21 protein-coding genes are annotated in these 23,351 nt (G+C 74.1%); 15 read left to right on the top strand and 6 right to left on the bottom strand.

Annotated elements, in window-relative coordinates:
- Positions 1-26: 26 nt before the first annotated feature.
- Positions 27-1,610, top strand: coding sequence for a GDSL-type esterase/lipase family protein (locus ABD268_RS18505; RefSeq protein WP_344155784.1), 1,584 nt, complete (start codon positions 27-29; stop codon positions 1,608-1,610).
- Positions 1,611-1,625: 15 nt separating this feature from the next.
- Here the strand turns inward: ABD268_RS18505 and ABD268_RS18500 are convergent, their stop codons facing one another.
- Positions 1,626-2,882, bottom strand: a complete 1,257-nt coding sequence (locus ABD268_RS18500) for a class I adenylate-forming enzyme family protein (RefSeq protein ID WP_344155781.1) — start codon at positions 2,880-2,882, stop codon at positions 1,626-1,628.
- Between the two features lie 33 nt (positions 2,883-2,915).
- Here ABD268_RS18500 and coaE point away from each other — a divergent pair, with 33 nt between their 5' ends.
- Entirely contained in the window at positions 2,916-3,506 is a 591-nt protein-coding gene (gene coaE, locus ABD268_RS18495) for a dephospho-CoA kinase (protein ID WP_344155778.1), read from the top strand.
- 103 nt (positions 3,507-3,609) lie between these two features.
- Here coaE and ABD268_RS18490 read toward each other — a convergent pair whose 3' ends face one another.
- A complete protein-coding gene (locus ABD268_RS18490; protein ID WP_344155776.1) occupies positions 3,610-4,578 on the bottom strand; it encodes a sigma-70 family RNA polymerase sigma factor in 969 nt (322 codons plus the stop codon).
- 175 nt (positions 4,579-4,753) lie between these two features.
- Positions 4,754-6,961, bottom strand: a complete 2,208-nt coding sequence (locus ABD268_RS18485) for a S9 family peptidase (protein ID WP_344155775.1) — start codon at positions 6,959-6,961, stop codon at positions 4,754-4,756.
- Between the two features lie 46 nt (positions 6,962-7,007).
- On the opposite strand from ABD268_RS18485, the gene ABD268_RS18480 reads away from it, so the two are divergent.
- The 3 genes from ABD268_RS18480 to ABD268_RS18470 all read left to right on the top strand — a co-directional run bounded on the left by ABD268_RS18480 (position 7,008) and on the right by ABD268_RS18470 (position 9,300).
- Positions 7,008-7,712 (top strand): 5-oxoprolinase subunit PxpA, encoded by a 705-nt coding sequence (locus tag ABD268_RS18480; RefSeq protein WP_344155773.1) that lies wholly within the window; start codon positions 7,008-7,010, stop codon positions 7,710-7,712.
- Positions 7,713-7,828: 116 nt separating this feature from the next.
- Complete coding sequence (locus ABD268_RS18475) at positions 7,829-8,422, top strand: 5-oxoprolinase subunit B family protein (protein ID WP_344155770.1); 594 nt, start codon at positions 7,829-7,831, stop codon at positions 8,420-8,422.
- On the top strand, positions 8,419-9,300 hold the full coding sequence (locus tag ABD268_RS18470) for a 5-oxoprolinase subunit C family protein (protein ID WP_344155767.1): 882 nt from the start codon (positions 8,419-8,421) through the stop codon (positions 9,298-9,300). Before ABD268_RS18475 ends, ABD268_RS18470 begins: the two co-directional genes overlap by 4 nt.
- Here the strand turns inward: ABD268_RS18470 and ABD268_RS18465 are convergent.
- Positions 9,254-10,579, bottom strand: a complete 1,326-nt coding sequence (locus tag ABD268_RS18465; protein WP_344155764.1) for a DNA polymerase IV — start codon at positions 10,577-10,579, stop codon at positions 9,254-9,256. The two genes, ABD268_RS18470 and ABD268_RS18465, sit on opposite strands and share 47 nt — an antisense overlap.
- 174 nt (positions 10,580-10,753) lie before the next feature.
- On the opposite strand from ABD268_RS18465, the gene ABD268_RS18460 reads away from it, so the two are divergent.
- From ABD268_RS18460 to ABD268_RS18450, 3 genes are all read left to right on the top strand, one after another.
- Positions 10,754-11,734 (top strand): DUF4192 domain-containing protein, encoded by a 981-nt coding sequence (locus ABD268_RS18460; RefSeq protein WP_344155761.1) that lies wholly within the window; start codon positions 10,754-10,756, stop codon positions 11,732-11,734.
- Positions 11,735-11,803: 69 nt separating this feature from the next.
- Complete coding sequence (locus ABD268_RS18455; protein ID WP_344155758.1) at positions 11,804-12,925, top strand: carboxylate-amine ligase; 1,122 nt, start codon at positions 11,804-11,806, stop codon at positions 12,923-12,925.
- Positions 12,926-12,962: 37 nt separating this feature from the next.
- Positions 12,963-14,426: a glutamate-cysteine ligase family protein gene (locus ABD268_RS18450; protein ID WP_344155755.1), complete on the top strand. Its 1,464-nt coding sequence runs from the start codon at positions 12,963-12,965 to the stop codon at positions 14,424-14,426.
- Here ABD268_RS18450 and ABD268_RS18445 read toward each other — a convergent pair whose 3' ends face one another.
- Positions 14,427-14,870 carry a hypothetical protein gene (locus tag ABD268_RS18445; protein WP_344155752.1) on the bottom strand — a complete coding sequence of 148 codons (444 nt, stop codon included), beginning with the start codon at positions 14,868-14,870 and terminating at the stop codon, positions 14,427-14,429.
- A 158-nt stretch (positions 14,871-15,028) separates the two neighbouring features.
- On the opposite strand from ABD268_RS18445, the gene ABD268_RS18440 reads away from it, so the two are divergent.
- Positions 15,029-15,433 (top strand): universal stress protein, encoded by a 405-nt coding sequence (locus ABD268_RS18440; protein ID WP_344155749.1) that lies wholly within the window; start codon positions 15,029-15,031, stop codon positions 15,431-15,433.
- On the opposite strand, the gene ABD268_RS18435 is transcribed toward ABD268_RS18440, so the two are convergent.
- Positions 15,417-16,691 (bottom strand): patatin-like phospholipase family protein, encoded by a 1,275-nt coding sequence (locus tag ABD268_RS18435; protein ID WP_344155746.1) that lies wholly within the window; start codon positions 16,689-16,691, stop codon positions 15,417-15,419. The two genes, ABD268_RS18440 and ABD268_RS18435, sit on opposite strands and share 17 nt — an antisense overlap.
- Before the next feature lie 45 nt (positions 16,692-16,736).
- On the opposite strand from ABD268_RS18435, the gene ABD268_RS18430 reads away from it, so the two are divergent.
- The 6 genes from ABD268_RS18430 (at position 16,737) to egtD (ending at position 23,347) form a co-directional block, all read left to right on the top strand.
- The gene (locus tag ABD268_RS18430) at positions 16,737-17,300 is read left to right on the top strand and encodes an HhH-GPD-type base excision DNA repair protein (protein ID WP_344155743.1); all 564 of its coding nucleotides are present in this window, start codon (positions 16,737-16,739) and stop codon (positions 17,298-17,300) included.
- 169 nt (positions 17,301-17,469) lie between these two features.
- On the top strand, positions 17,470-18,918 hold the full coding sequence (locus ABD268_RS18425; RefSeq protein ID WP_425573757.1) for an RNA polymerase sigma factor: 1,449 nt from the start codon (positions 17,470-17,472) through the stop codon (positions 18,916-18,918).
- A 261-nt stretch (positions 18,919-19,179) separates the two neighbouring features.
- Positions 19,180-20,433, top strand: a complete 1,254-nt coding sequence (gene egtA, locus ABD268_RS18420; RefSeq protein WP_344155740.1) for an ergothioneine biosynthesis glutamate--cysteine ligase EgtA — start codon at positions 19,180-19,182, stop codon at positions 20,431-20,433.
- Positions 20,426-21,691 (top strand): ergothioneine biosynthesis protein EgtB, encoded by a 1,266-nt coding sequence (gene egtB / locus ABD268_RS18415; protein WP_344155737.1) that lies wholly within the window; start codon positions 20,426-20,428, stop codon positions 21,689-21,691. The genes egtA and egtB overlap by 8 nt, the downstream gene beginning before the upstream one ends.
- The gene (gene egtC / locus ABD268_RS18410; RefSeq protein WP_344155735.1) at positions 21,684-22,379 is read left to right on the top strand and encodes an ergothioneine biosynthesis protein EgtC; all 696 of its coding nucleotides are present in this window, start codon (positions 21,684-21,686) and stop codon (positions 22,377-22,379) included. Before egtB ends, egtC begins: the two co-directional genes overlap by 8 nt.
- Positions 22,376-23,347 carry an L-histidine N(alpha)-methyltransferase gene (gene egtD / locus ABD268_RS18405; RefSeq protein ID WP_344155732.1) on the top strand — a complete coding sequence of 324 codons (972 nt, stop codon included), beginning with the start codon at positions 22,376-22,378 and terminating at the stop codon, positions 23,345-23,347. The genes egtC and egtD overlap by 4 nt, the downstream gene beginning before the upstream one ends.
- Positions 23,348-23,351: the final 4 nt, after the last annotated feature.

Below are 23,351 nucleotides of genomic sequence, written 5' to 3'. Positions count from 1 at the left end.
AGGATGAGCCCGTCGGAGGGGGCGGGATGTCACGGGCGCGTGGGGTGCGGATCGCTGCTGTCGCGGGGCTGGCGCTGACGCTCGTCTCGATGGCTCCGCCCTCGGTCTCGCGAACGGGCGCGGACCCGATCCGGGTTCTCCTCGTCGGCGACTCGGTGACCCAAGGGTCCGCTGGGGACTGGACGTGGCGCTACCGCCTCTGGCACCACCTGGTCGACAACGGGACGGCGGTCGACCTCGTGGGTCCTCGTGACGACCTGCTGGACAACGTCACCTCGACCCAGGGATCACACGCCTACGCCGACCCGGCTTTCGACACCGACCACGCGTCCCGCTGGGGCATGACCTTCGCCGCGCAGGACGTCCCGATCGGCGACCTCGTCGAGGAGTACCACCCCGACGTCGTCGTCGAGCAGCTGGGCGTCAACGACCTCGCCTGGGACCGCAGGTCGGCGACCGAGGTCGCGGCCTTCGCCCGTCGGTTCGTCGAGGACGCCCGCGTCGCGGATCCCACGGTCGCGGTGGTTCTCGGCGGGCTGCCACAGACCTGGATCCCGGGAGCCCAGGAGTACGACGCGAGCCTCCCGGCCCTGGCGGACGAGCTGAGCACCGACACATCTCCCGTGGTGGTGGCGAGCCCCGAGCAGCCGTTCGTCGAGGGTGTGGACACCTACGACGCGGCCCACCCGACGGCGACCGGGGAGCTCAGGATCGCGGCCGGCGTCGCCGACGCCCTCGCCGTGCTCGGGGTCGGCTCGCCGTACCCCCGCCCGCTGCCCACCGTGCCCAACGGCCCCCGCGTTCCCGCCACCCTGTCGGTCCGAGCCGGCGACGGCGAGGCCACGCTCACCTGGCAGTCCCCGCCGGGGGCGACCGCGGAGTACGTCTGGATCCGGGACGCCACCACCGGCGAGCCGTGGGGGCGACTCCCGTACGCGCTCGGAGCGTCGACGTTCACCGCCGGCGGACTGACGAACTACGACGACTACCAGTTCCGGCTGCAGGCCGAGAAGGGGTCGGTGGCGGCGGAGGACCTCTACTCCGACGTGGTCACGGTGACGCCGCAGCGGCCGGCCCCCGGGCCGGTCCCGGGGCCGGAGGTCGGCGCGCTGGACCACGGCCTCCTGGTGACCTGGGGGGCGAGCGACATGGCGACGAGCTACCGGGTCAGCTGGGCACCGTCCGACGACCCCGCCGCCGTCACGGTCTCCACCGTCACCGGACTCAGCCTCGAGATCGGCTCCCTGCAGGCGGGGTTGGCCTACCGGGTCGGGATCGAGCCGGTGAACGACCGGACCCCCGGCCCGTCGGCCGGCCTCCTCGCGACCCCGACCGGCCCCGTGCCGGCGGCCCCGGAAGGGTTGTCGGTGCGGGCTCGGCGCGACCGCCGGCTCGTGGTCCGCTGGGACCCGTCGGTCGAGGCGACGGCGTACCAGCTCCTGCGCCGCCGTGACGACGGCTGGCGGGTGGCCCGGACCACCGCCACGACCCGGTTCGTCACGACCCCGGTCCGGACCCGGCGTACGGTCGCGCTCCGGGTCCGTGCCGTCCACCAGCACCTCCTCGGCGGCACCACCGCGACGGCGAGGATCCGCCTGGGCCGTCCGTGATCGGGCGGCGCCTGCTCACAGCTGGTCGCGGCGCACCTTCCCGGTGAGGGTCCGGGGCAGCTCGTCGAGGAAGGTCCAGGTCTTGGGGCGCTTGGGCGGGGCCAGGTGCTCCCGGGCGTACGCCGTGAGGTCGTCCTCGCCCGCGCTGCCGACCACGGCGGCGCAGACCCGCTGCCCCCACTGCTCGTCGGGCATCCCGTGCACGGCCACGTCGTCGACGCCGGGGTGCTCGAGCAGGACCTGCTCGACCTCGAGCGGGTAGACGTTGACGCCGCCGCTGATGATGAGGTCCTCGCGGCGGCCGTCGAGGTAGAGGTAGCCGTCCTCGTCGAGCCGGCCCAGGTCACCGACGGTGAAGGCCTGCCGGCCGTCGGCGGTGGTGCGCCAGGCCGCGGCGGTCTTCTCCGGGTCCCCGAAGTAGGAGAAGCGGGCGTGCTCGGGCACCGTGCACCAGATGGTGCCGTCGTCGTCGAGCTCCAGCGTCCGCCCCGGCCGCGCGCGACCGACGGTCCCCGGACGCGCGAGCCACTCCTCGCTGCGACAGGCGGTGAACTGGCCCTCGGTGGAGCCGTAGAACTCCCACGTGGAGCCGGCGGGGAGCTCGGCGATCAGCCGCTCCTTGACCGCGACCGGGCAGGGTGCGCCCGCGTGCGCGACCAGCCGGAAGCACGACAGGTCGGGCGCGCCCACCTCGTCCCAGTGCGCGAAGAGGCGCTGCAGGTGCGTCGGCACGCAGAACATGGTGGTCGGCCGCTCGCGCCGGATGGTCTCGGTGACCAGCGCCGGGTCGAACGGGCCCGGCACGACGACCCGGCCGCCGGCGAGGATCGTGCCCATCGCGAACCGCAGCGGCGCGGAGTGGTGCAGCGGGCTGAGCACGAGGTTCACGTCGGTGGCGGTGAAGCCCCACAGCTCGCGCTCCTCGGCGACGAGGGTTTCGGCCAGGTCCGGGGGCAGGAGACCGCTGTCGACGCCCTTGGGGGTCCCGGTCGTGCCGCTGGTGCAGTGCATCGGCCGGCCCCGGGGGAGGCCCCACCGGTACTGCTCGGGCGTGTGCTCGACCATCGAGGCCAGCTGGTCCCGGGTCTCGACCACGAGGTGCGGGCGGAGCCCCGCCAGGATCCGCTCGCGCTCGTACGCCGTGAGCCGCGGGTCCAGCGGGATCGGGAACATCCCCGCGGCCAGCAGCGACATCACGACGTCGACGTACTCCAGCGAACCCGGCACCAGCAGGGCGACGCGCGACCCCTCGCGCAGCTCGACGTGGCTCACCCGCCGAACGATACGACCCCCTACGCTCACCCCATGCGTGTGGGACTGACGGGCGGGGTCGCCTCGGGGAAGAGCACCGTCTCGGCGATCCTCGCCGAGCTCGGGGCGGTGGTCATCGACGCCGACCAGCTGGCGCGGGAGGTGGTGGCCGCCGGGACCTCGGGGCTCGCGGAGGTCGTCGCGGCCTTCGGGGACGACGTGCTGACCGCCGAGGGGGAGCTCGACCGGCCCGCGATGGGCGCGATCGTCTTCGCCGACCCCGAGAAGCGTCGGGTGCTGGAGTCGGTCATCCATCCGCGGGTGCGCGCCCGGGCCGCGGAGATGGAGGCGGCGGCGCCTGCGGGTGCCGTGGTCGTGCACGACATCCCGCTGCTGGCCGAGACCGGCCAGGCGGACGGCTTCGACGCGGTCGTGGTCGTGGACGTCCCAGCCGAGGTGCAGGCCGAGCGGATGACCGTCCTCCGGGGGATGACCCCGGAGGAAGCCCGGGCCCGCATCGGCGCCCAGGCGTCCCGGGAGCAGCGGCGCGCGATCGCGACGTACGTCATCGAGAACACCGGCTCGCTCGCGGACCTGCGCACCGAGGTCGAGCGCGTGTACGACGAGCTCGCGGCCCGGGGCTGAGGCCGGCCGAGGGTCGTCCGGACGGACGACGAGGGCCCCACCACCGTCAGGTGGCGAGGCCCTCGTGCGCGTCGCCGGGCTGGACTCCGGCCGTCCAGGGGGGTCAGGCGGCCAGGTCGGGGTCGCCCAGGCGGCGCAGCTTCTGCAGAGCTTCCCGCTCGAGCTGGCGGACCCGCTCGGCGGAGATCCCGTGCTTGGCGCCGATGTCGGCCAGCTTGTGCTGTCGGCCGTCGACCAGCCCGTAGCGGGACCGGATGATGTCGGCGGCCCGGTCGTCGAGCTGCCCGACGAGCCGGTTGAGGCGCTCACGGGACTCCACGTCGAGGACCGTCAGGTCGGGGCTGGGCGAGGTCTCCTGGGCCATCAGGTCGCCCAGCGAGGTGTCGCCGTCCTCGTCGACCGGGGAGTCGAGGCTGACGTGCTCGCGGCCCCAGGCGATCAGGTCGAGGACCCGGTCGACGTCCATGCCGAGCTCGGTGGCGATCTCGTGGGGCTCGGGCTCGCGCCCGAGCTGGCGCTCCAGGGTGCGGCGGGCGCCGCCGACCTGGTTGAGCTCCTCCACCACGTGGACCGGGAGCCGGACCACGCGGGCCTGCTGCGCGATGCCGCGGGTGATGGCCTGGCGCACCCACCACGTGGCGTAGGTGGAGAACTTGTAGCCCTTGGTGTAGTCGAACTTCTCGACCGCGCGGATCAGGCCGGTGTTGCCCTCCTGGATCAGGTCGAGCATCGGCATCTGGGCCCGGCCGTACTTGCGGGCGATGGAGACCACCAGCCGCAGGTTGGCGGTGATGAACGTGTCGACGGCCTTGCGGCCCTCCTCGGCGAGCCACTCGAGCTCTTCCTGGGTGGCCGACATCGGGGCGCCGCCCTTCTTGCGGCCGACGCGTCCCTCCGCGAGCAGGGCCTCGGCCATCAGGCCGGCCTCGATCGTCTTGGAGAGCTCTACTTCGCTCGCGGCGTCGAGCAGGGGGTTCCGCGCGATCTCGTCGAGGTACAGCCCTACGCTGTCCCGTCCCTCGATCTCGCGTGACCCGACCCGCGCGCCGACCGTTGCGGTGCGTGTCGCCATGGACGCCCTCCTCTGCTCATGGGCTCCGCCAGCGGCAGTGCCACACGTCCTGTCCAACGCCCCGACGTACCCGGAGATTCCCGGATCTATCCCGGCGGGGTGCATGAACTCTTCGTACCCAAGGACGGTTGGAGATGGGTTGGAGTTGCGTCGACGCGAAACTCTCAGGCAGTTCTCAGGGCAGCGGCACCGCCGGAGGCGTCTCGGCCAGCCCCATCCGGTCGAGGATCCAGGCCAGGGTGAAGGCCCGGTCGTGCCAGGACTTGTACCGCCCGGAGACGCCTCCGTGGCCCGCCGCCATCTCGGTGCGCAGCAGGAAGTCGCGCCGCCCGGTGGCGGTGGCCCGCAGCCGCGCGATCCACTTGGCCGGCTCCACGTAGAGCACCCGGGTGTCGTTGAGCGAGGTCTCGGCCAGGATCGGCGGGTAGTCGACGGCGGCCACGTTGTCGTACGGCGAGTATCCGGACAGGTAGGCGAACACCTCCGGGTCGGCCTCCGGGTTGCCCCACTCGTCGTACTCGGTCACCGTGAGCGGCAGCGTCGAGTCGAGCATGCTGGTCAGCGCGTCGACGAACGGCACCCCCGCGACCACGCCACCGAACAGCTCCGGCGCCTGGTTCGCCACGGCGCCCATCAGCAGGCCGCCCGCCGAGGCCCCCTCGGCCACGAGGACCTCCGGCCTGGTCCACCCGGTCTCCACCAGGTGCCGGGCGCAGGCGATGAAGTCCGAGAAGGTGTTCTGCTTGCGGGCCAGCTTGCCGTCGTCGTACCACCGCCGGCCCATCTCGCCGCCGCCGCGCACGTGTGCGATCGCGAAGCCGGCGCCCCGGTCGAGCAGCGAGAGGCGGGGCTTGGAGAAGTAGGGGTCCATCGACATCTCGTAGGCGCCGTAGCCGTAGAGCAGCACCGGGATCGGCGCCGTGCCGCCTCCGGCGTCCTCCCGGGCGCCGCGGCGGCAGACGATGGAGATCGGCACCTGCTCGCCGTCGTCGGCGGTGGCCCACAGGCGGTGCTCCTCGTAGTCGGCGGGGTCGTAGCCGCCGAGCACGGGGGTACGCCGCAGCAGCGTGAGATCGCGGGTGCGGACGTCGTAGTCGTAGACCGACGCCGGGACCGCCATGGTGGTGTAGCCCAGCCGCACGGTCGGCTGGCGGAAGTTCGGGTTGCTGCCCGAGCCCACCGTGTAGACCTCCGCGTCGAAGCGGACGAGGTAGTCGTCGGTGACCGGCTGCTCGGCCGAGTCACCCAGCTCCAGGATCCGGAGCTGGGTGAGGCCCTCGCTGCGCTGGTGCACGACCACGTGGCCGGCGAAGGCGTCGACGTCCTCCAGCCGCACCGCCGGGTCGTGCGGGACCAGGGGCTCCCACCGCTGGGGCTCGGTCGGCGCCACCGGCGCGGTGCCGATCTCGAAGTCCGGACCGGTCGCGTTGTGCAGCACCAGGAACACGTCCTGCCCACCGAGCACGCAGTGGTCGAGGCTGTACTCCAGCCCCTCGCGGCGACCCGCGAAGAGCTGCCAGCCCGAGCCGGGGGAGTCCGCGTCGAGGTAGTGGTACTCGCTGGTGGTCTTGGACCCCGACGCGATGACCAGGAAGCGGTCGGAGCGGGTGCGGCCCACGCCCACCCAGAACCGGCCGTCGGTCTCGTGGAGGACCAGCTCGTCCTCGGCCTGCGCGGTGCCCAGCCGGTGCCGCCAGATCTTGTCAGCGCGCCAGGAGTCGTCGACGGTCGTGTAGTAGAGGTCGGTGCCCTCCCGGTTCCAGGTGGCACCTCCGATGACGCCGGTGATCTCGTCGGGCAGCAGCTCTCCGCTCGCGAGGTCCTTGACGCGGACCGTGTAGCGCTCGTCCCCGGTGACGTCGGTCGAGTAGGCCAGCAGGCCTGCGTCCGGGCTGACCGAGGAGCCGCCGAGCGAGAAGAAGTCGTGCCCCTCGGCCAGCGCGTTCAGGTCCAGCAGCAGCTCCTCGCCCGGGAGCGCGGGCTCGGTCGGCGAGCAGTGCTCGGCCGGCTTCGGCGGGGACCAGTCGTCCTCGCCGAGAGCCGGGACCCGGCAGCTGGCGCCGTACTCCAGGCCCTCGTAGGAGCGCGAGTAGTACCAGTGGCCACGGATCCGGGTGGGCACCGAGAGGTCGGTCTCGAGGGTGCGGGCCTTGATCTCCTCGAAGATGGTCTGGCGCAGGTCGGCGAGGTGCGCGGTGCGGGCCTGCGTGTAGGCGTTCTCCGCCTCGAGGTACGCCGTGACCTCGGGGGAGTCCTTCTCCCGCAGCCACTCGTAGTCGTCGACACGGGTGGTGCCGTGCACCTCGGTGGTCGCGGGCCGGGGCTCCGCAGTCGGCGGGGCGGTCGGCGCGGGCGAGGTCGGGGCGGTGGCGGGGTGCTCCATGCCTCCGAACCTAGCGGTGCACGTGCTGCGCGATAGCGTCGGAGGCGTGGAGACACGGCACCTGGACCTGAACGCCGACCTCGGCGAGGAGGTCACCGACGACGAGGCGCTGCTCGCGGTCGTCACCAGCGCGAACGTCGCCTGTGGCTACCACGCGGGCACGCCCGCGATCATGCGTGCTGTGTGCGAGGAGGCGGCGCGGCTGGGCGTCTCGGTGGGCGCGCAGGTCTCCTACGCCGACCGGGAGAACTTCGGCCGGGTCGAGCTCGACGTGTCCGCCGAGGTGCTGTGCGAGCAGGTCACCGACCAGGTCGGGACGCTGTCGGAGATCGCGGTCGCCTGCGGCACCGTGGTGCGCTACGTCAAGCCGCACGGTGCGCTCTACCACCGGGTGGTGCACGACGAGGAGCAGGCCGTCGCGGTGCTCGCCGGCTCGGGGTCGCTGCCGGTGCTGGGACTGCCGGGCGGGCTGCTGCTGGCGCTTGCGGCCGGCTCCGGGCGCCAGGTGCTGCACGAGGGCTTCCCGGACCGGGCCTACGCCGAGGACGGCCGGCTGGTGCCCCGCGGCGAGCCGGGGGCGGTGCTCACCGACGCCGAGACGATCGCCGTGCGCGCCGTCGAGCTGGCGCTCCAGGAGTCGCCCGCGCTGCACTCGCTGTGCGTGCACGGCGACACCCCCGGGGCGGTCGCGCACGCGCAGGCCGTACGCCGCTCGCTGGAGGCCGCGGGCTTCGGCCTGCGTGGCCTCTGACGTCAGCGGGGCCGGGTGCGCCCGGCCCCCCGCGCGGTCGCACCCGACCCCGGGATCAGTGTCGGCTCCCGGGCGCGAGGACTTGAGCGTGCCCGGGGGTGGACCAGACTGGGGACATGCGCACCCGCTCCGTCGGCCCTCGGGCCCTGCTCGTCGAGGTGGCCGACGCCGCCGCGGCGCTGGCCCTGGCCGACTGGGCACGGCGAGAGGGCGTCGGGGCCAGCGAGATCGTCCCCGGTGCCGCCACCGTGCTGTTCGACGAGGTCGCCGAGCTCGAGGTCCTGCGCGACGTGCTGGCGGGGTGGTCGCCGACGGCCGAGCCGCCACGGCAGGCGACCATCGAGATCGAGGTGCGCTACGACGGCCCCGACCTCGCCTTCGTGGCCGAGGCGTGGGGGACCGACACCGAGGGTGTGGTGGAGCGGCACAGCTCGGTGGAGTACGTCGCGGCCTTCTGCGGCTTCGCACCCGGGTTCGCCTACCTGCAGGGACTGTCCGGTGAGCTGGCCGTGCCGCGGCTCGAGTCCCCCCGGTCGCGGGTCCCCGCCGGGTCGGTGGCCCTGGCCGGAGCCTGGTGCGGGATCTACCCGTCGGCCTCGCCGGGTGGCTGGCGGATCCTCGGGTCCACCGACGCGGTGCTCTGGGACCAGGTCCGCGACCAGCCGGCCCTGGTGCCGCCCGGCACCCGGGTCCGGTTCGTGCCGGCATGAGCGCGGAGCTCAGGGTCGTGCAGGCCGGGACCCTCACCACGATCCAGGACCGCGGCCGGCGCGGGCACGCGCACCTCGGTGTGCCGCGCGCCGGCGCTCTCGACGCACCCGCCGCGGGGCTCGCCAACCGGCTCGTGGGCAACGATCCCGCAGCCGCCCTGCTCGAGGTCACCCTCGGCGGCCTGGAGTTCCGCCTCTCCACCGGCCGTTGGGTGGCCGTGACGGGCGCGCCCTGCCCGGTGCTCGTGGATGGCCGCGCGCGCGGCCACGACCGCGCCGAGTGGGTCCCGGCGGGCGCCACGGTGCGGGTGGGCCAGCCGCGCCACGGGGTCAGGTCGTACGTCGCGGTCGGCGGCGGGATCGCCGTCGAACCGGTGCTCGGCTCGCGGTCCACCGACACGCTCGCCGGGGTGGGGCCGCCCGTGGTGGCCGCGGGGGCGAGACTGCCCCTCGGCCGGCCGGGCGGTGCGCCCCGCCCGCACGACACGCCGCGGCCGCGGCACCCTGGCCCGCTCCGGGTGACCCCGGGCCCGCGGGCGGACTGGTTCGGCGACCACGCCGTCGCGGCCCTGTGCGACACGGCGTACACGGTCTCGGCGGCCTCGAACCGGATCGGGCTCCGCCTCGAGGGGCCGCCGCTGGTCCGGGTCCGCACCGACGAGCTCGCCAGCGAGGGCATGGTCGTCGGCGCCGTGCAGGTGCCCCCGAGCGGCACACCCGTGGTGTTCCTGGCCGACCACCCGCCGACGGGCGGCTACCCCGTGGTGGCGGTCGTGCTCGAGGACGACCTGTGGCAGTGCGCGCAGCTGCGGCCCGGTGACCCGGTGCGCTTCACGGCGGTGGATCCTCGGCCGGCTCCTGGGGCACCCAGGGGCTGAGCTCCGGGTCGTCCTCGGCGAAGGAGCGGACCGGCCCGGCCGGGGACTCGGCCGTCTCGAACCGGACCGTCACCACGCCCCGGCCCGAGCCCCAGACCCAGCCCCGGCCCATCCCGGCGTGCACCACGTCCATGCCGGGCGCCCAGGTGCGGCGCTGGCGGCTGGTCGGCACCTCGACCTCGACCGGCACCTCCTCGTCCTCCTGGTCCTCACCGAAGAGGTCCTCCTGGATCCAGTCGGCCAGCCCGGAGACACCGACCCCGAGCAGCCGTACGCCACCGGAGGTGTCGAGGTCGGTGAGCAGGCCACGGGCCACCCGGGCGATCGTGGAGGTGCGGTCGGTGGGGGAGGGCAGCGTGGAGGACCGGCTCAGGGTGGTGAAGTCGTGCAGCCGCACCTTGATGGTGACTGTGCGGCCGGAGAGGCCGTGCTTGCGCAGCCGCCCGGCGACCTCGCCGGCCTGGCGGGTGAGCAGCCCCTCCATCAGGCGCCGGTCGGTGAGGTCGGTGTCGTAGGTGCCCTCGACGCTCACCGACTTCGCCTCGCGCTCCGGGACGACCGGGCGGTCGTCCTCGGCCCGGGCCAGGTGGTAGAGGCCACCGCCGTGCGCCTTCCCCAGCAGCCGGACCAGCTCGTCGAGGCTGACCGCCTCGAGGTCCTCGACCGTGTGGATCCCCGCCCGGCGCAGTCTCTCGGCGGTGGCCGGGCCGACGCCGGGGATCACCGAGACACGCATCGGCCGCAGGAGCGTCAGCTCGGTGCCGGGTGGCACCACCGTGAGTCCGTCCGGCTTGTCGAGGTCGCTGGCGACCTTGGCGATGAACTTCGAGGTGCCGAGGCCGACCGAGGCGGTGAGCCCCCCGGTGGCCTCGCGGACCTGTGCGCGCAGGTCCGCGGCGAAGGCGGTCACGGTCTCGATCTCGAGGTCGGGCAGTCCGGAGTGCTCGAGGTCGACGAAGGCCTCGTCGAGCGAGAGCGGCTCGACCAGGGGCGAGGCGGCCCGCAGCAGCGCCATCACCACCTTGCTGGTGTCCCGGTAGGCGTGGAAGCGGCCGGAGAGGAACGCCGCGTGCGGGCAGCGGGACCGGGCCTCGCGGGTGGACATGGCCGAGTGGACGCCGTAGGTGCGGGCCTCGTACGACGCCGTCGCGACCACGCCGCGGCCGCCCACACCGCCGACCACGACGGGCTTGCCGCGCAGCGAGGGCTTGTCGCGCTGCTCGACCGCCGCGAAGAACGCATCGAGGTCGAGGTGGAGCACGGAGGCGTGGGCGCGCACTCAGCAGGCTCCGGACGCAGGGGGCATGGCGGCAAGGTATCGCGGGCCACCGACTCCCGGACGGCCGCCGCCGCGGGCCACGGACCGTCCACAGGAGCCCGGTCGGGCGCCCTCCTCCACAGGCCCTCCGCGCGGCCGGTGACAGCGTCGGCGTCGCCGGGGAGCGTGCACGCCATGACCACACCCACCACCCCGACCACCCTCGTCGCGCGCAGCCCCCAGGACGTCCTGGCCGTCGTGCCCGTCGTGCTCGGCTTCGTCCCGCAGGACTCCGTCGTCATGCTCACCTTCGGCGCCACCAGCGCCTTCCACGCCCGGATCGACCTGCCGCCCCCGCAGGACGTCCCCGAGGCCGTCACGCTGCTGCTCGACCCGGCGCTCCGGCACCTGGTCCGGCGGGTCGTGTTCGTGCTCTACACCGACGACGCGGGCCTCGCCGTGCACGTGTCCGGGGCCCTGGTGGCAGCGTTCGAGGACGCCGGTGTCGACGTCGTGGAGGCGCTGCGCGCCGACGGCCACCTCTGGTTCCCGCTGCTCCCGGGGCGCGACGGTGCACCGGGGCGGGGCGTGGGCGTTCCGTACGACGTGTCCGCGCACCGGTTCGTCGCGCAGGCGGTGGTGGACGGACGCGTCACCCACGGCAGCCGCGACGAGCTGGCCGCGACGCTGTCCCGGGTGCCCGAGCGGGTGGCGGCGGTCGCGGCCGTGGCGGCGGGCACGTCGGGCGGGCCCGGCCAGCCCGCCGCGCAGGCGGCCTGGGTCCGCTCGACGGTGGCCCGGCACGTCGCCGCCGGCACGGTCGCCGACGACGGGGAGGCGGCGCGGCTGCTGGCCGCGCTGCGCGAGGTCGGCCTCCGGGACGTGGCCTGGTCCCTGATGGGCCGGGAGACGGCGCGCGACCACGTGGCGTTCTGGACCGACCTGGTCCGGCGCAGCCCGGCCGACCTGCTCCCCGCGCCGGCCGCCCTGCTCGGATTCGCTGCCTGGCTGGGCGGGCACGGTGCGCTCGCCTGGTGCGCGGTCGACGCGTGCCAGGAGGCGGACCCCGACTACGGGCTGGCCGACATCCTGTCCCAGCTGCTGGTGCACGCGGTGCCCCCGACCGAGTGGGACCACGACGGTCGCCTGGACGACGTCTTCGGTGATCCGGCCTGACCAGAGGGCCTCGCCACCTCACCCGCTCCGGGCGACGGGCCGGCCCGTGATCCGTGCTTACGATGCGCCATGGGTCTGCGGACGGTGGGCGTCGAGGAGGAGCTGCTCCTCATCGACCCGGCCACGCGCCATGCCAGCCCGAGCTCCGGTGAGGTGCTGGCCGCGCACCTGCGACGGCACCGGGTGCGGCCCGTGAAGGCGAGGCACGAGCTGGACAAGGAGCTGTTCCAGCACCAGCTCGAGACACGCACCGACCCCACCGCCGACCTCGCCTCGTTGCGTGCCCAGCTGCTGGTCGCCCGGGCCACCGCGGGGCGGGCCGCCCGGTCCCTGGGATTGGCGGCGATCGCGGTGGCGACCGTGCCCCTGGTGGAGGACATCCGCCCCACCCCCGACGACCGCTACGCGGACATGTTCGCGCGGTACGCCGAGATCGCCCGCCACGCCGGTACCTGCGGCATGCACGTGCACGTCGGGATCGAGGACGAGGAGGAGGGGGTCGCGATCATCGACCGCATCGGGCCGTGGCTGCCCGCGCTGCGCGCGGTCAGCGCGAACTCGCCGTTCGCCGAGGGGCGCGACACCGGGTACGCCTCCTGGCGCTCCCAGCTGTGGTCGCACTGGCCGAGCGCCGGGCCGACGGCGCCGTTCGGCTCGTTGGCGGCCTACGAGCAGCTGTGCCGGGAGCTGCAGGAGTTCGGTGCCGCTCGCGACCCCGGGATGCTCTACTTCGACGCCCGGCTCTCCGTGCGGCAGCCGACCGTCGAGGTCCGGATCTTCGACGTCTGCACCGACCCGTCCGACGCGGTGCTGCTGACGGCCCTCGTCCGCGGCCTGGTCGAGCACGCCGCGCGGTGCTGGAGGTCGGGTGGCGAGCCGCCTGACTGGCGCACCGAGACGCTGCGGGCCGCCCACTGGCGCGCCTCCCGGCTCGGGCTCGACGGCACCCTGGTGCACCCGGTGCAGCGTCGGCTCGCACCCGCCCGCGACGTGCTGGAGGCGGTCGTCGCCCACGTCCGCGAGGAGCTCGAGGAGGCGGGGGCCGCCGGGCTGGTCGACGAGGGCCTCGAGCGGGTGCTCGCGGGCGGGGGAGCGGCGCGCCAGCGGGCGGCGTACGAAAGAACCGGCAGCATCGCCGGCGTCGTCGACGACCTCGTGCACCGCAGCGAGGACGTCTGGGGCGGTGCGTAGCGGCCCCGGATTGGGCGACACGCCTTAGGGTTCCGACATGGGCGAAGAGGTGGAGCTGCAGGAGTTCTCCAGGGCGGACCGCACGCGGCACCGCGAGAAGGTGCGTCGCTGCCTCGACGTCTTCGCCCGGATGCTGCGCGAGGCGCGCTTCGACACCGACGACCCGATGACCGGCCTCGAGGTGGAGCTCAACCTCATCGACGAGATGGGCGACCCGGCGCTGAAGAACGCCGAGGCCCTGGCCGCGATCGCGAACCCGGAGTTCCAGACCGAGCTCGGGCAGTTCAACGTCGAGATCAACGTGCCGCCCGCCAAGCTCCGCGAGGGCGGGCTGACCACCTTCGAGGAGTCCCTGCGCGAGAGCCTCAACGAGGCCGACTCCAAGTCCGCCGAGGTCGGCGCGCACATGGTGATGATCGGCATCCTGCCCACGCTCGGCGAGGGGCACATGAGCCTGGCCAGCCTGAGCGCGAACCCGCGCTACAAGCTGCTCAGCGAGCAGATCCTGAACGCACGCGGCGAGGACATCACGATCTCGATCTCCGGCCCCGAGCGGCTGGAGACGACCGCCGACTCGATCGTGCCGGAGGCGGCGTGCACCAGCACCCAGTTCCACGTGCAGACGTCGCCGGACCAGTTCGCGGCGTACTGGAACGCCTCGCAGGCCATCGCCGCCGTCCAGCTCGCGGCGGCCGCCAACTCGCCGTACCTCCTCGGCCGCCAGCTCTGGCGCGAGACCCGGATCCCGCTCTTCGAGCAGGCCACCGACACCCGCAGCGAGGAGCTGAAGGCGCAGGGCGTGCGGCCCCGCGTGTGGTTCGGCGAGCGGTGGGTCACGTCGGTCTTCGACCTCTTCGAGGAGAACGTCCGGTTCTTCCCGGCCCTGCTGCCGGTGACCGAGGAGGAGGACCCGCTCGAGGTCCTCGAGGCGGGCGGCACCCCGACGCTCCACGAGCTCCGGCTCCACAACGGCACCATCTATCGCTGGAACCGCCCGGTCTACGACATCGCCGCCGGGGTTCCGCACCTGCGCGTGGAGAACCGGCTGCTCGCGGCCGGCCCCACGGTCGCCGACACCATCGCCAACGCCGCCTTCTACTTCGGCCTGGTCCGCGCCCTCGCCGAGAGCGAGCGGCCGCTGTGGTCGCAGATGTCCTTTAGCGCCGCCGAGGAGAACTTCCACGTCGCGGCCCAGCAGGGGATCGACGCCCAGATCTACTGGCCCGGTGTCGGCCAGGTCCGCGCCACCGAGCTGATCCTGCGACGGCTGCTGCCGATGGCGAAGGAGGGCCTGGACGCCTGGGGTGCCTCGGGCGAGGAGAGCGACCGGCTGCTCGGCATCATCGAGCAACGCTGCCTGACCGGGGTCAACGGCGCGGAATGGTTCGTGCGCCGGATGCAGGCGCGCTCCGACATGGAGCGCTTCGACGCGCTGCGGGCCACGCTGCTGGAGTACCGCCAGGGGATGCACAGCAACGAGCCGGTGCACACCTGGGAGTGATCACCGGGCCCGCAGCCGCCGCCAGGTCCGGGTGGCGCCGCTGCGCGGGTCCCACCAGCCCTGCCGGGTGACCACGACCATGGTCAGCGGCAGGTCCGCCTCGGCGGCCGCGGTCCGCGCCGCCGCCAGCCACGCGGCGTCGACGTCCTGCAGGCAGAGCTCGCCCGGGCGGGTCAGCCAGACCAGGGGAGCGGGGCTCGCGGACCGGTGCCGGCGCAGCAGCGCTGCCACCACGTCCGCGCGCAGCGCCTGGTCCAACGGGCCGCGACCTTCGGGGGCGGGGTCGACCGGGTCCGGCGCGAACAGGTCCTCGCGCTCGCCCGGCGTGCCGACGTGGAGGAGCGGACCGAAGACCCGCCGCCGCTCGGAGGTGACGTGCTCGAGCACGGCGCGGCGCAAGGCCTGGTACAGCCGGCCGCTGACCGGCTCCTCGATCCCTTCCACCAGGCCCCTTCCCTCGGCCCCCTCGGCCGACTCCGCCAGCCTGCCCGATGCGAGACCCGCCGCGCGCCGTTCGTCCACAGGCTGCCCCGGCGGGCCACGAACCGGTAGCGTGAATTTCACGGGCCGGATACCCGGTCGAAGCGAGATGAGGAGGGCCGATGGGGACCGTCGTGGTGGGCTACGTGCCGAAGCCTGAGGGCGATGCCGCACTGAGCAAGGCGATCGACGAGGCGAAGCTGCGTGGCACCAAGCTCGTGGTGGTCAACTCCCACCGGGGTGGCCAGGAGTTCGACGGCGACGCGGCCATCCAGGCCGAGAAGGACATGGACGCCGTGCGGGCCCGTCTCGACGAGGCCGGCGTGAGCTACGACCTGCGCCAGCTGGTGCGCGGCTTCGAGCCGGCCGAGGACCTGATCAGCATCGCCGAGGCCAACGGCGCCGAGCTGATCGTGATCGGGCTGCGTCGCCGCTCCCCGGTGGGGAAGCTCATCCTCGGCAGCAACGCCCAGCGCATCCTCCTCGACGCGCACTGCCCGGTGCTGGCGGTCAAGGCAGGCGACTGACGCCGCCGGCAGGGTCGAGCGGCCCGGTGCGCCACAGCCCCTCGTCGGAGGCCAGCCAGCGGCGCGCGTCGCGCCGTCCGAGGTCGGCGGCCTCGGCGAAGAAGTCCGGGTCGAACATCAGGTAGGACAGCAGCTCGCCCTGGAGGGGGCTGTCGCTGCCGAGGATGCGGTGGACCACCTGCAGGTCGGGGTCGCCGAGGGTGCTCAGCAGGTTGCCGTGGTTGGCGCGGAACACCTCCATCGCCACCCGGCTCAGCTCCTCGCCCCGCTGCGGCGCCACCGCGGCGTACGGCACGGCGCGGTACGCCGCGCGACCGCGCGCCTCCCGGTGCCGGTTGAGGTGCGGGGCCATGTCGGGGTCGGCCGCCTCGGCGTTGACGGCGGCGAACCGGCGCAGGTCGTGGCGCAGCGGGTCGTCCATCACCGCGCCCAGCAGCGTGGCGGCACCGTCGCCGAGGTCGACCCCGGCGACGTCGAGGTCGGGGTCGTCCTCCGGCGGGTGGAGGCTGCCGGTGCCGACCGCCACGATCCGGTCCGCACCCAGCTCGAGGGCGGGCGCGAGGGGGTAGCGGCGGCGGGTCGCGCCGTCGACGTACCACCCCGCCGCCTCGGTGGGCTCCTCGACGCGCACCGACGGGAACAGGGCCGGGATCGCGGAGGAGGCCATCAGGTGCTCGACACCGAGCCGGGTCCGCACGTAGCAGCGGTGGTGCTCGACGGGCGGCTGGGGCAACGCCGCCTCCGGCCCGGCCGTCTCGGTGAACATCGTCACCCGGCCGCTGCGAACCGTGGTCGCGGTGACGGCGCTCGCCGTGACCACGCCCCGCTCGACGTTGCCGTGCAGGGCCGGCCAGTCGATCGCCCGGGCCAGGGTCCGCGCCAGCGGCGCGGTCCCGAACAGCCCGCGGAGCCGGAACCGCGAGATGCCCAGGGTCTCCGAGGCGTAGCGGACCGCGACGACCGGGACCTGTCGCCACAGCGGCTGCATGACGTTGCGCTTGGTGGCGCGTCCCAGCGTGTCGAGCAGCAGCGCGGCCTGCTCCTCGGCGTCGAGGTGGGCGGTGGCGGTCAGGGCGGCGCTCAGCAGGGCGCCCGCGCTGGTGCCGAGCAGCAGCGTCGGGCGCTGGCCGCGCTCCGCGAGCGCCGGCAGCAGCACCTCGAGCGCCCCGACCTGGTACGCCGAGCGGGCACCGCCGGCGTCCAGCACCAGGGCGACGCGCTCGGCACCGTCGGTCGTGAGCTCAGGGGACGACGTCATCGCCCGATGCTAGAGGCAACGTCGGCGCTGCGGCAGGATGAGCCCATGGCCATCCAGATCACCGGAGACCCCGCCGCCGACCAGGTCCTCTCCGAGAGCCCGTTCGCGCTCCTCGCGGGGATGATGCTCGACCAGCAGTACCCGATGGAGCACGCGTTCCGCGGCCCGGCGAAGGTGCTGGACCGCTTCGGGACGCTGGAGCCGGCCCGGATCGCGAGCGCCGACCCCGAGGAGTTCGCGGCGCTGTGCGCCACACCGCCGGCGATCCACCGGTTCCCGGGCTCGATGGCGGCACGGCTGCAGGCCCTGGCCGCGCTGGTCGAGGACAGGTACGACGGCCGCACCGAGCGGCTCTGGACCGAGGCCACCACCGGCAAGGAGCTGCTGGCGCGGGTCATGGAGCTGCCCGGGTTCGGCAAGCAGAAGGCGCAGATCTTCGTCGCGCTGCTGGCCAAGCAGCTCGGTGTCCGCCCCGAGGGGTGGGAGCAGGCGGTCGGCGCGTACGCCGAGGAGGGCTACCGCTCGGTGGCCGACGTGGTCGACGAGGCCTCGCTGCAGAAGGTCCGTGACTACAAGAAGCAGAAGAAGGCGGCCGCCAAGGCCGGATGAGTGCGGCGTACCTCGCACCCTCCGCCTGCGGGCCCGGGGCGAATGCCGGTCCCTCACCGCACCCGTGGCAGAATGACCGGGCGGCCTTGACGTATCCGGGCCTCGCCGCGCCCACGTGGTCTGAACTGCCAGTTGACGAGAGGTGTTCGTGTCCTCGAACGCACGCAAGATGCTTCCTGCCGAGGTGCTGTCGCACCCTGCCGTCGTGGCCCTGGTCGAACGGGGCACCCCCACCGGCAGCCTGACGCCGGAGGAGGTGCGCCAGGCCAGTGAGGACGCGGCGGTGGAGCCACGCCACCTCAAGGCCCTGCTCATGCACCTGAGTGCGCTGGGCATCTCGGTGCACGTGAACGCCTCCAGCAGCCGTGCGGTCGCCGCGACCTCGACGCGCAAGACCACCACGGCCAAGACCGCCAAGAAGGCGCCCGCCAAGAAGGCGGCGGCCGAGGCCCCCGCCAAGAAGGCGGCGGCCAAGAAGACCGCCGCCAAGAAGGCGGCGGCCGCCGAGCCCGAGGTCGAGGTGGTCGTCGAGGCGGCCCCGGTCATCGGTCCCGATGGCAAGAAGATCCTCCCCGACGTCCCGGACGAGCAGTTCGAGAAGGACGTCAAGGCCGACCCCACGATCGAGGAGGACGAGAAGTCCGCCACGTTCGTGGTCTCGGACGCCGACGACACCGGCGAGCCCGAGCAGCAGGTCATGGTCGCCGGCGCGACCGCCGACCCGGTCAAGGACTACCTCAAGCAGATCGGCAAGGTCCCGCTGCTGAACGCCGAGATGGAGGTCGAGCTCGCCAAGCGGATCGAGGCCGGCCTGTTCTCGGAGGAGAAGCTCGCCAAGGGCGGCAAGATCACCCCGAAGCTCCTCGAGGAGCTGGAGTGGATCGCCGAGGACGGCCGCCGCGCCAAGAACCACCTGCTCGAGGCCAACCTCCGCCTCGTCGTCTCGCTGGCCAAGCGCTACACCGGCCGTGGCATGCTCTTCCTGGACCTGATCCAGGAGGGCAACCTGGGCCTGATCCGTGCGGTCGAGAAGTTCGACTACACCAAGGGCTACAAGTTCTCGACCTACGCGACGTGGTGGATCCGCCAGGCGATCACCCGCGCCATGGCCGACCAGGCCCGGACCATCCGCATCCCGGTGCACATGGTCGAGGTCATCAACAAGCTGGCCCGCGTCCAGCGGCAGATGCTCCAGGACCTGGGCCGCGAGCCCACGCCCGAGGAGCTGGCCAAGGAGCTCGACATGACCCCCGAGAAGGTCATCGAGGTCCAGAAGTACGGCCGCGAGCCGATCTCGCTGCACACCCCGCTGGGTGAGGACGGCGACTCCGAGTTCGGCGACCTGATCGAGGACTCCGAGGCGATCGTCCCGGCCGACGCCGTGTCGTTCACGCTCCTCCAGGAGCAGCTGCACGCGGTGCTGGACACCCTCTCCGAGCGTGAGGCGGGCGTGGTCAGCATGCGCTTCGGCCTGACCGACGGGCAGCCGAAGACCCTCGACGAGATCGGCAAGGTCTACGGCGTGACCCGCGAGCGGATCCGCCAGATCGAGTCCAAGACCATGTCGAAGCTGCGCCACCCGTCGCGCTCGCAGGTGCTGCGCGACTACCTGGACTGACCTCGGCACGAACCCTGCTCGCCCGCCCGGCCCCGGCCGCGGCGGGCGAGCCGCATTTCGGGCCCGCGGTGGGAACGCGGAGGCGACGGAACGCTGAGCTCCGGGCGCGGACGGTTGGGCTCGGCGCGATGATCGGGTAAGCATGGAGTCGTACGTGGGACAGAGCACGTACGACGAGGACGGTCCACCGCGGCCGCCCCCGCACCGACCCGCGGTCGCCGGCGAGCTCGCCGGGGGCCGGTCCGGACCTGGAGGGGGCGGATGTCCGCTCAGACAGCTTCCGCGAGCGACGCGCTCGCCGGCGTGGCCGACCCCGTCGCCGCCGCGCGTGAGCGCGTCAGCGCCGCCGCCCTGCGTCCCGGCACCGCGCGGCAGGTCGGCCTCGAGCTCGAGCTCCACCTCGTCGACCTGGCGCAGCCGCCCCGCCGGCCGGGCTGGGCCCGGGTGCAGGCCCTCGTGGCCGCGCTCCCGGCGATGCCCGCGGGCAGCACGGTCACCGTCGAGCCCGGGGGACAGGTGGAGCTCTCCACGCCCCCGCTTCCCGACGTCGGCGCGGCGGTCGCCGCCCTGCGCGCGGACCGGGCGGTGCTGGCCTCCGCCCTGGCCGCGGCCGGCTTCGGCGCTGCCGCGCTGGGCACCGACCCTGCCCGCGAGCCCGGGCGGATCAACCCGCACCCGCGCTACGCCGCCATGGAGCGCCACTTCGAGGCCGTCGGCTGTCCGGGGCCCGGCCGCGCCATGATGACGGCGACGGCCGCCCTCCAGGTGAACCTCGACGCCGGGCCCGCCGGGGGCTGGACCGCCCGGATGGACCTGTTGCACTCGCTGGTGCCGGTGCTGGTCGCCCTGTCCGCCACGTCGGCGTACCTCGCGGGTCGCGCCACGGGCTGGCACTCCGCGCGCCAGCAGGCCTGGTCCGGCATCGACCGCGGTCGCACCGGCGCGCTGCCGCCCGGGGCGCCGGGGGAGCGCTGGGCCGACTACGCCCTCGCGGCGCCGGTGATGATGGTCCGTGACGGTGACCGGCTGGTGCCCGTCACGGGTCGCCTGTCCTTCGCGGAGTGGCTGCGGCACCCCGCGAGCCTCGGGCGCCCCGCGACCGCGGCCGACCTCGACCACCACCTCACGACCCTTTTCCCGCCGGTCCGGCCGCGGGGGTACCTCGAGATCCGCTGCCTCGACGCGCTGCCGGACCGCTGGTGGCCCGCGCTCGCGGCCCTCACCGCCACCCTGGCCGACGACCCGGTCGCCGCGGACCGGGCCGCGGAGCTGTGCGAGCCGCTGTCGCGCGAACCCGAGGTGGCCGCCCGGCGCGGGACGGCCGACCCGGCGGTGCGGGCCGCGGCCCGTGGCTGCGCCCGGCTCGCGGCGGAGCGGGCGCCGGCCGGGCTGGCGGCCGACGTCGCCACCATCGCCGAGCTGGCCGAGGACGGGCGCTGCGTCGGGGACGAGCTCCGCGCCCGGGCCGGCACCCACGGACCACTGCGACTTCTCGAGGAGGAAGCCCGTGCGTGAGACCACCGCCCGAGGACTGGAGGCCGCGCGGGAGCGCACCAGCCGCCTCACCGACTTCGACGACCACGAGCTGACCACCCAGCACAGCGCGCTGATGAGCCCGCTGGTCTGGGACCTGGCCCACATCGGCCAGCAGGAGGACCTCTGGCTGCTGCGCGGCGGCAACGCCGCGGCACAGGGGCTGCTGTCGGCCAAGGTGGAGAGCCTCTACGACGCCTTCGAGCACCCGAGGGCCCGGCGGGTGGCACTGCCGCTGCTGAGCCCCACCGAGGCCCGCGGGTTCATCGCCGAGGTCCGGGGCCGCGTGCTCGACGGGCTGGAGCACGCCGACGAGCAGGGGCTCTTCCCGTACGCCATGGTGGAGCAGCACGAGCAGCAGCACGTCGAGACCATGCTGGCCACCCACCAGCTGCGCGACGGCAGCCCGATCCTGGGGCACGGCGCGCCGCTCCCGCCCGGCCGGCCGGTCCCCGAGGGCTCGGTGCTGGTGCCCGCCGGCCCGGCCACCCTGGGCGTGGACGGTGACCAGGAGCCCTGGTCGCTCGACAACGAGCGCCCCGCACACACCGTGGACCTGCCGGCGTTCCGGATCGGGCGGGTGCCCGTCACCAACGCCCAGTGGCAGGAGTTCGTCGCCGCGGGCGGCTACGACGAGCAGCGCTGGTGGTCGCCCCGCGGCTGGGCGCACCGGCTGGAGGCAGGCCTGGAGCGCCCGCTGTTCTGGGCCGCGGACGGGTCCCGGAGGCGCTTCGGGCTGGTCGAGGACATCGCGCCGGACGAGCCCGTCCAGCACGTCTGCTTCTTCGAGGCCGAGGCGTACGCCGCGTGGGCCGGCGCGCGGCTGCCCACCGAGCAGGAGTGGGAGAAGGCCTGTGCGTGGGACCCGGAGCGGGGACGCCGTCGCCGGTGGCCCTGGGGCGACACCGAGTGGACACCCGCGCTGGCCAACCTCGGCGGTGATGCGCTGCGCCCGGCGCCGGTGGGCGCCTACCCGGCGGGGGCGTCGGCGTACGGCGTGGAGCAGATGATCGGCGACGTCTGGGAGTGGACCTCCTCGGGCTTCGAGCCGTGGCCGGGCTTCACGCCGATGCTGTACGCCGACTACAGCGCGCCGTTCTTCGGCGGCGACTACCGGGTGCTCCGCGGCGGCTCCTGGGCGGTCGGCGGCGCCGCCGTCCGGCCGTCGTTCCGCAACTGGGACCTGCCGGTCCGGCGGCAGATCTTCTCGGGCGTGCGATTGGCCTGGGACGTTGTGTAGGCACCTGGCGTGGCTGGGACGGCCGCGCACGCTCGCCTCGCTCGTGCTCGACCCCTCGCACGGGCTGCTGCGACAGTCCTACGCCCCGCGCCGCCAGCAGCGCGGGCTGCTGAACGCCGACGGCTGGGGGGTCGGGTTCTTCGCGCCCGACCGGCCGGAGCCGGTGCGCTGGCGCTCTGCGCGCCCCCTGTGGGGGGATGCGTCCTTCGCGTCGGTCTCCCCGGTGCTCAGCTCCGGGGCCGTGCTCGCCGCCGTGCGCTCGGCCACCGTCGGGATGCCCCTCGACGAGAGCGCGGCCGCGCCGTTCACCGACGGGCGCTGGCTGCTCTCCCACAACGGCCGGGTCGACCGGGCGGTCCTGCCGGCCCGCGGCGACGCCGAGTCGGTGTGCGACTCGGCCGTGCTCGCCGCCCACGTGTTCGCCGCCGGCGTGGACGAGGTCGGGCGGACGGTGCGCGAGGTCGCCCGGCTGGACCCGGAGGCCTCGCTGAACCTGCTGCTGACCGACGGCACGCGGATCCTCGCCGTCAGCTGGGGCGACCCGCTGAGCTACCTCGTCGAGCCCGACGGTGTCGTCGTGGCCAGCGAACCCTGGGACGACGACCCGCGCTGGGTCGACGTCCCCGACCACCACCTGCTCGAGGTGACCCCGGACGGGCTCACCGCAACCCGACTGGAGGACCGATGACGCTTTCCGACCTCGCCGTGCACCTGGGCCCGGGCAGCCTGGCCGAACAGATGGCCGCGGACGTCCGGGCCGGCCTGGGCGGCACCCCGAAGACGCTGCCGCCGAAGTACTTCTACGACGCCCGCGGGAGCGAGCTGTTCGACGAGATCACCCGGCTGCCGGAGTACTACCCGACCCGAGCCGAGCGCGAGATCCTCGGCGACCGGGTCGAGGAGGTCGCGGCGGCCACCGGGGCGCAGACGTTGATCGAGCTCGGGAGCGGCACCTCGGAGAAGACCCGGCTGCTGCTCCGGGCCCTGCGCGACGCCGGCACGCTGACCCGTTTCGTTCCCTTCGACGTCGACCCGGCGGTGCTGCGCGAGGCGAGCACGGCGGTCGCCGAGGAGTTCCCGGGCCTCGACGTGGCCCCGGTGGTGGGGGACTTCGAGAGCCACCTGGGGGAGCTGCCCGGTGGGCCCCACCGGCTCCTGGCCTTCCTGGGCTCCACGATCGGCAACTTCGAGCCCGACGCGCGCGCGGCGTTCCTCGCCGAGGTCCGGGCCACGCTGACCGACGGCGACCACTTCCTGCTCGGCACCGACCTGGTGAAGTCGCCGGAACGGCTCGTGGCGGCGTACGACGACGCCCGGGGCGTCACGGCCGCGTTCAACAAGAACGTCCTGGTCGTGCTCGACCGGGAGCTGGGTGCCGACTTCGACCCCGATGCCTTCGAGCACGTGGCGGTGTGGGACGCCGAGCGGGAGTGGATCGAGATGCGGCTGCGCTCGGTGCGCGACCGGACCGTGCACGTGAGCAGGCTGGACCTGGACGTGACCTTCGCCGCGGGGGAGGAGATGCGCACCGAGATCTCCGCCAAGTTCCGCCGGGAGAGCGTCGAGGCGGAGCTGGCGCAGGCCGGGCTGCGGCTGACCCACTGGTGGACCGATCAGGCGGGCGACTTCGCGTTGTCGCTCTCGACGCCCGCCTGAGGGG

It is taken from the genome of Nocardioides koreensis, from assembly GCF_039531775.1.
GTDB lineage: Bacteria > Actinomycetota > Actinomycetes > Propionibacteriales > Nocardioidaceae > Nocardioides > Nocardioides koreensis.
This window is presented reverse-complemented; position numbering and strand designations above follow the sequence as displayed.

Coding starts and splice junctions, on each gene's coding strand:
- ABD268_RS18505 (WP_344155784.1), top strand. CDS start 27: ATGTCACGGGCGCGTGGGGTGCGGATCGCTGCTGTCGCGGGGCTGGCG.
- coaE (WP_344155778.1), top strand. CDS start 2,916: ATGCGTGTGGGACTGACGGGCGGGGTCGCCTCGGGGAAGAGCACCGTC.
- ABD268_RS18490 (WP_344155776.1), bottom strand. CDS start 4,578: ATGGCGACACGCACCGCAACGGTCGGCGCGCGGGTCGGGTCACGCGAG.
- ABD268_RS18485 (WP_344155775.1), bottom strand. CDS start 6,961: ATGGAGCACCCCGCCACCGCCCCGACCTCGCCCGCGCCGACCGCCCCG.
- ABD268_RS18475 (WP_344155770.1), top strand. CDS start 7,829: ATGCGCACCCGCTCCGTCGGCCCTCGGGCCCTGCTCGTCGAGGTGGCC.
- ABD268_RS18470 (WP_344155767.1), top strand. CDS start 8,419: ATGAGCGCGGAGCTCAGGGTCGTGCAGGCCGGGACCCTCACCACGATC.
- ABD268_RS18460 (WP_344155761.1), top strand. CDS start 10,754: ATGACCACACCCACCACCCCGACCACCCTCGTCGCGCGCAGCCCCCAG.
- ABD268_RS18455 (WP_344155758.1), top strand. CDS start 11,804: ATGGGTCTGCGGACGGTGGGCGTCGAGGAGGAGCTGCTCCTCATCGAC.
- ABD268_RS18450 (WP_344155755.1), top strand. CDS start 12,963: ATGGGCGAAGAGGTGGAGCTGCAGGAGTTCTCCAGGGCGGACCGCACG.
- ABD268_RS18440 (WP_344155749.1), top strand. CDS start 15,029: ATGGGGACCGTCGTGGTGGGCTACGTGCCGAAGCCTGAGGGCGATGCC.
- ABD268_RS18435 (WP_344155746.1), bottom strand. CDS start 16,691: ATGACGTCGTCCCCTGAGCTCACGACCGACGGTGCCGAGCGCGTCGCC.
- ABD268_RS18430 (WP_344155743.1), top strand. CDS start 16,737: ATGGCCATCCAGATCACCGGAGACCCCGCCGCCGACCAGGTCCTCTCC.
- ABD268_RS18425 (WP_425573757.1), top strand. CDS start 17,470: ATGCTTCCTGCCGAGGTGCTGTCGCACCCTGCCGTCGTGGCCCTGGTC.
- egtA (WP_344155740.1), top strand. CDS start 19,180: ATGTCCGCTCAGACAGCTTCCGCGAGCGACGCGCTCGCCGGCGTGGCC.
- egtD (WP_344155732.1), top strand. CDS start 22,376: ATGACGCTTTCCGACCTCGCCGTGCACCTGGGCCCGGGCAGCCTGGCC.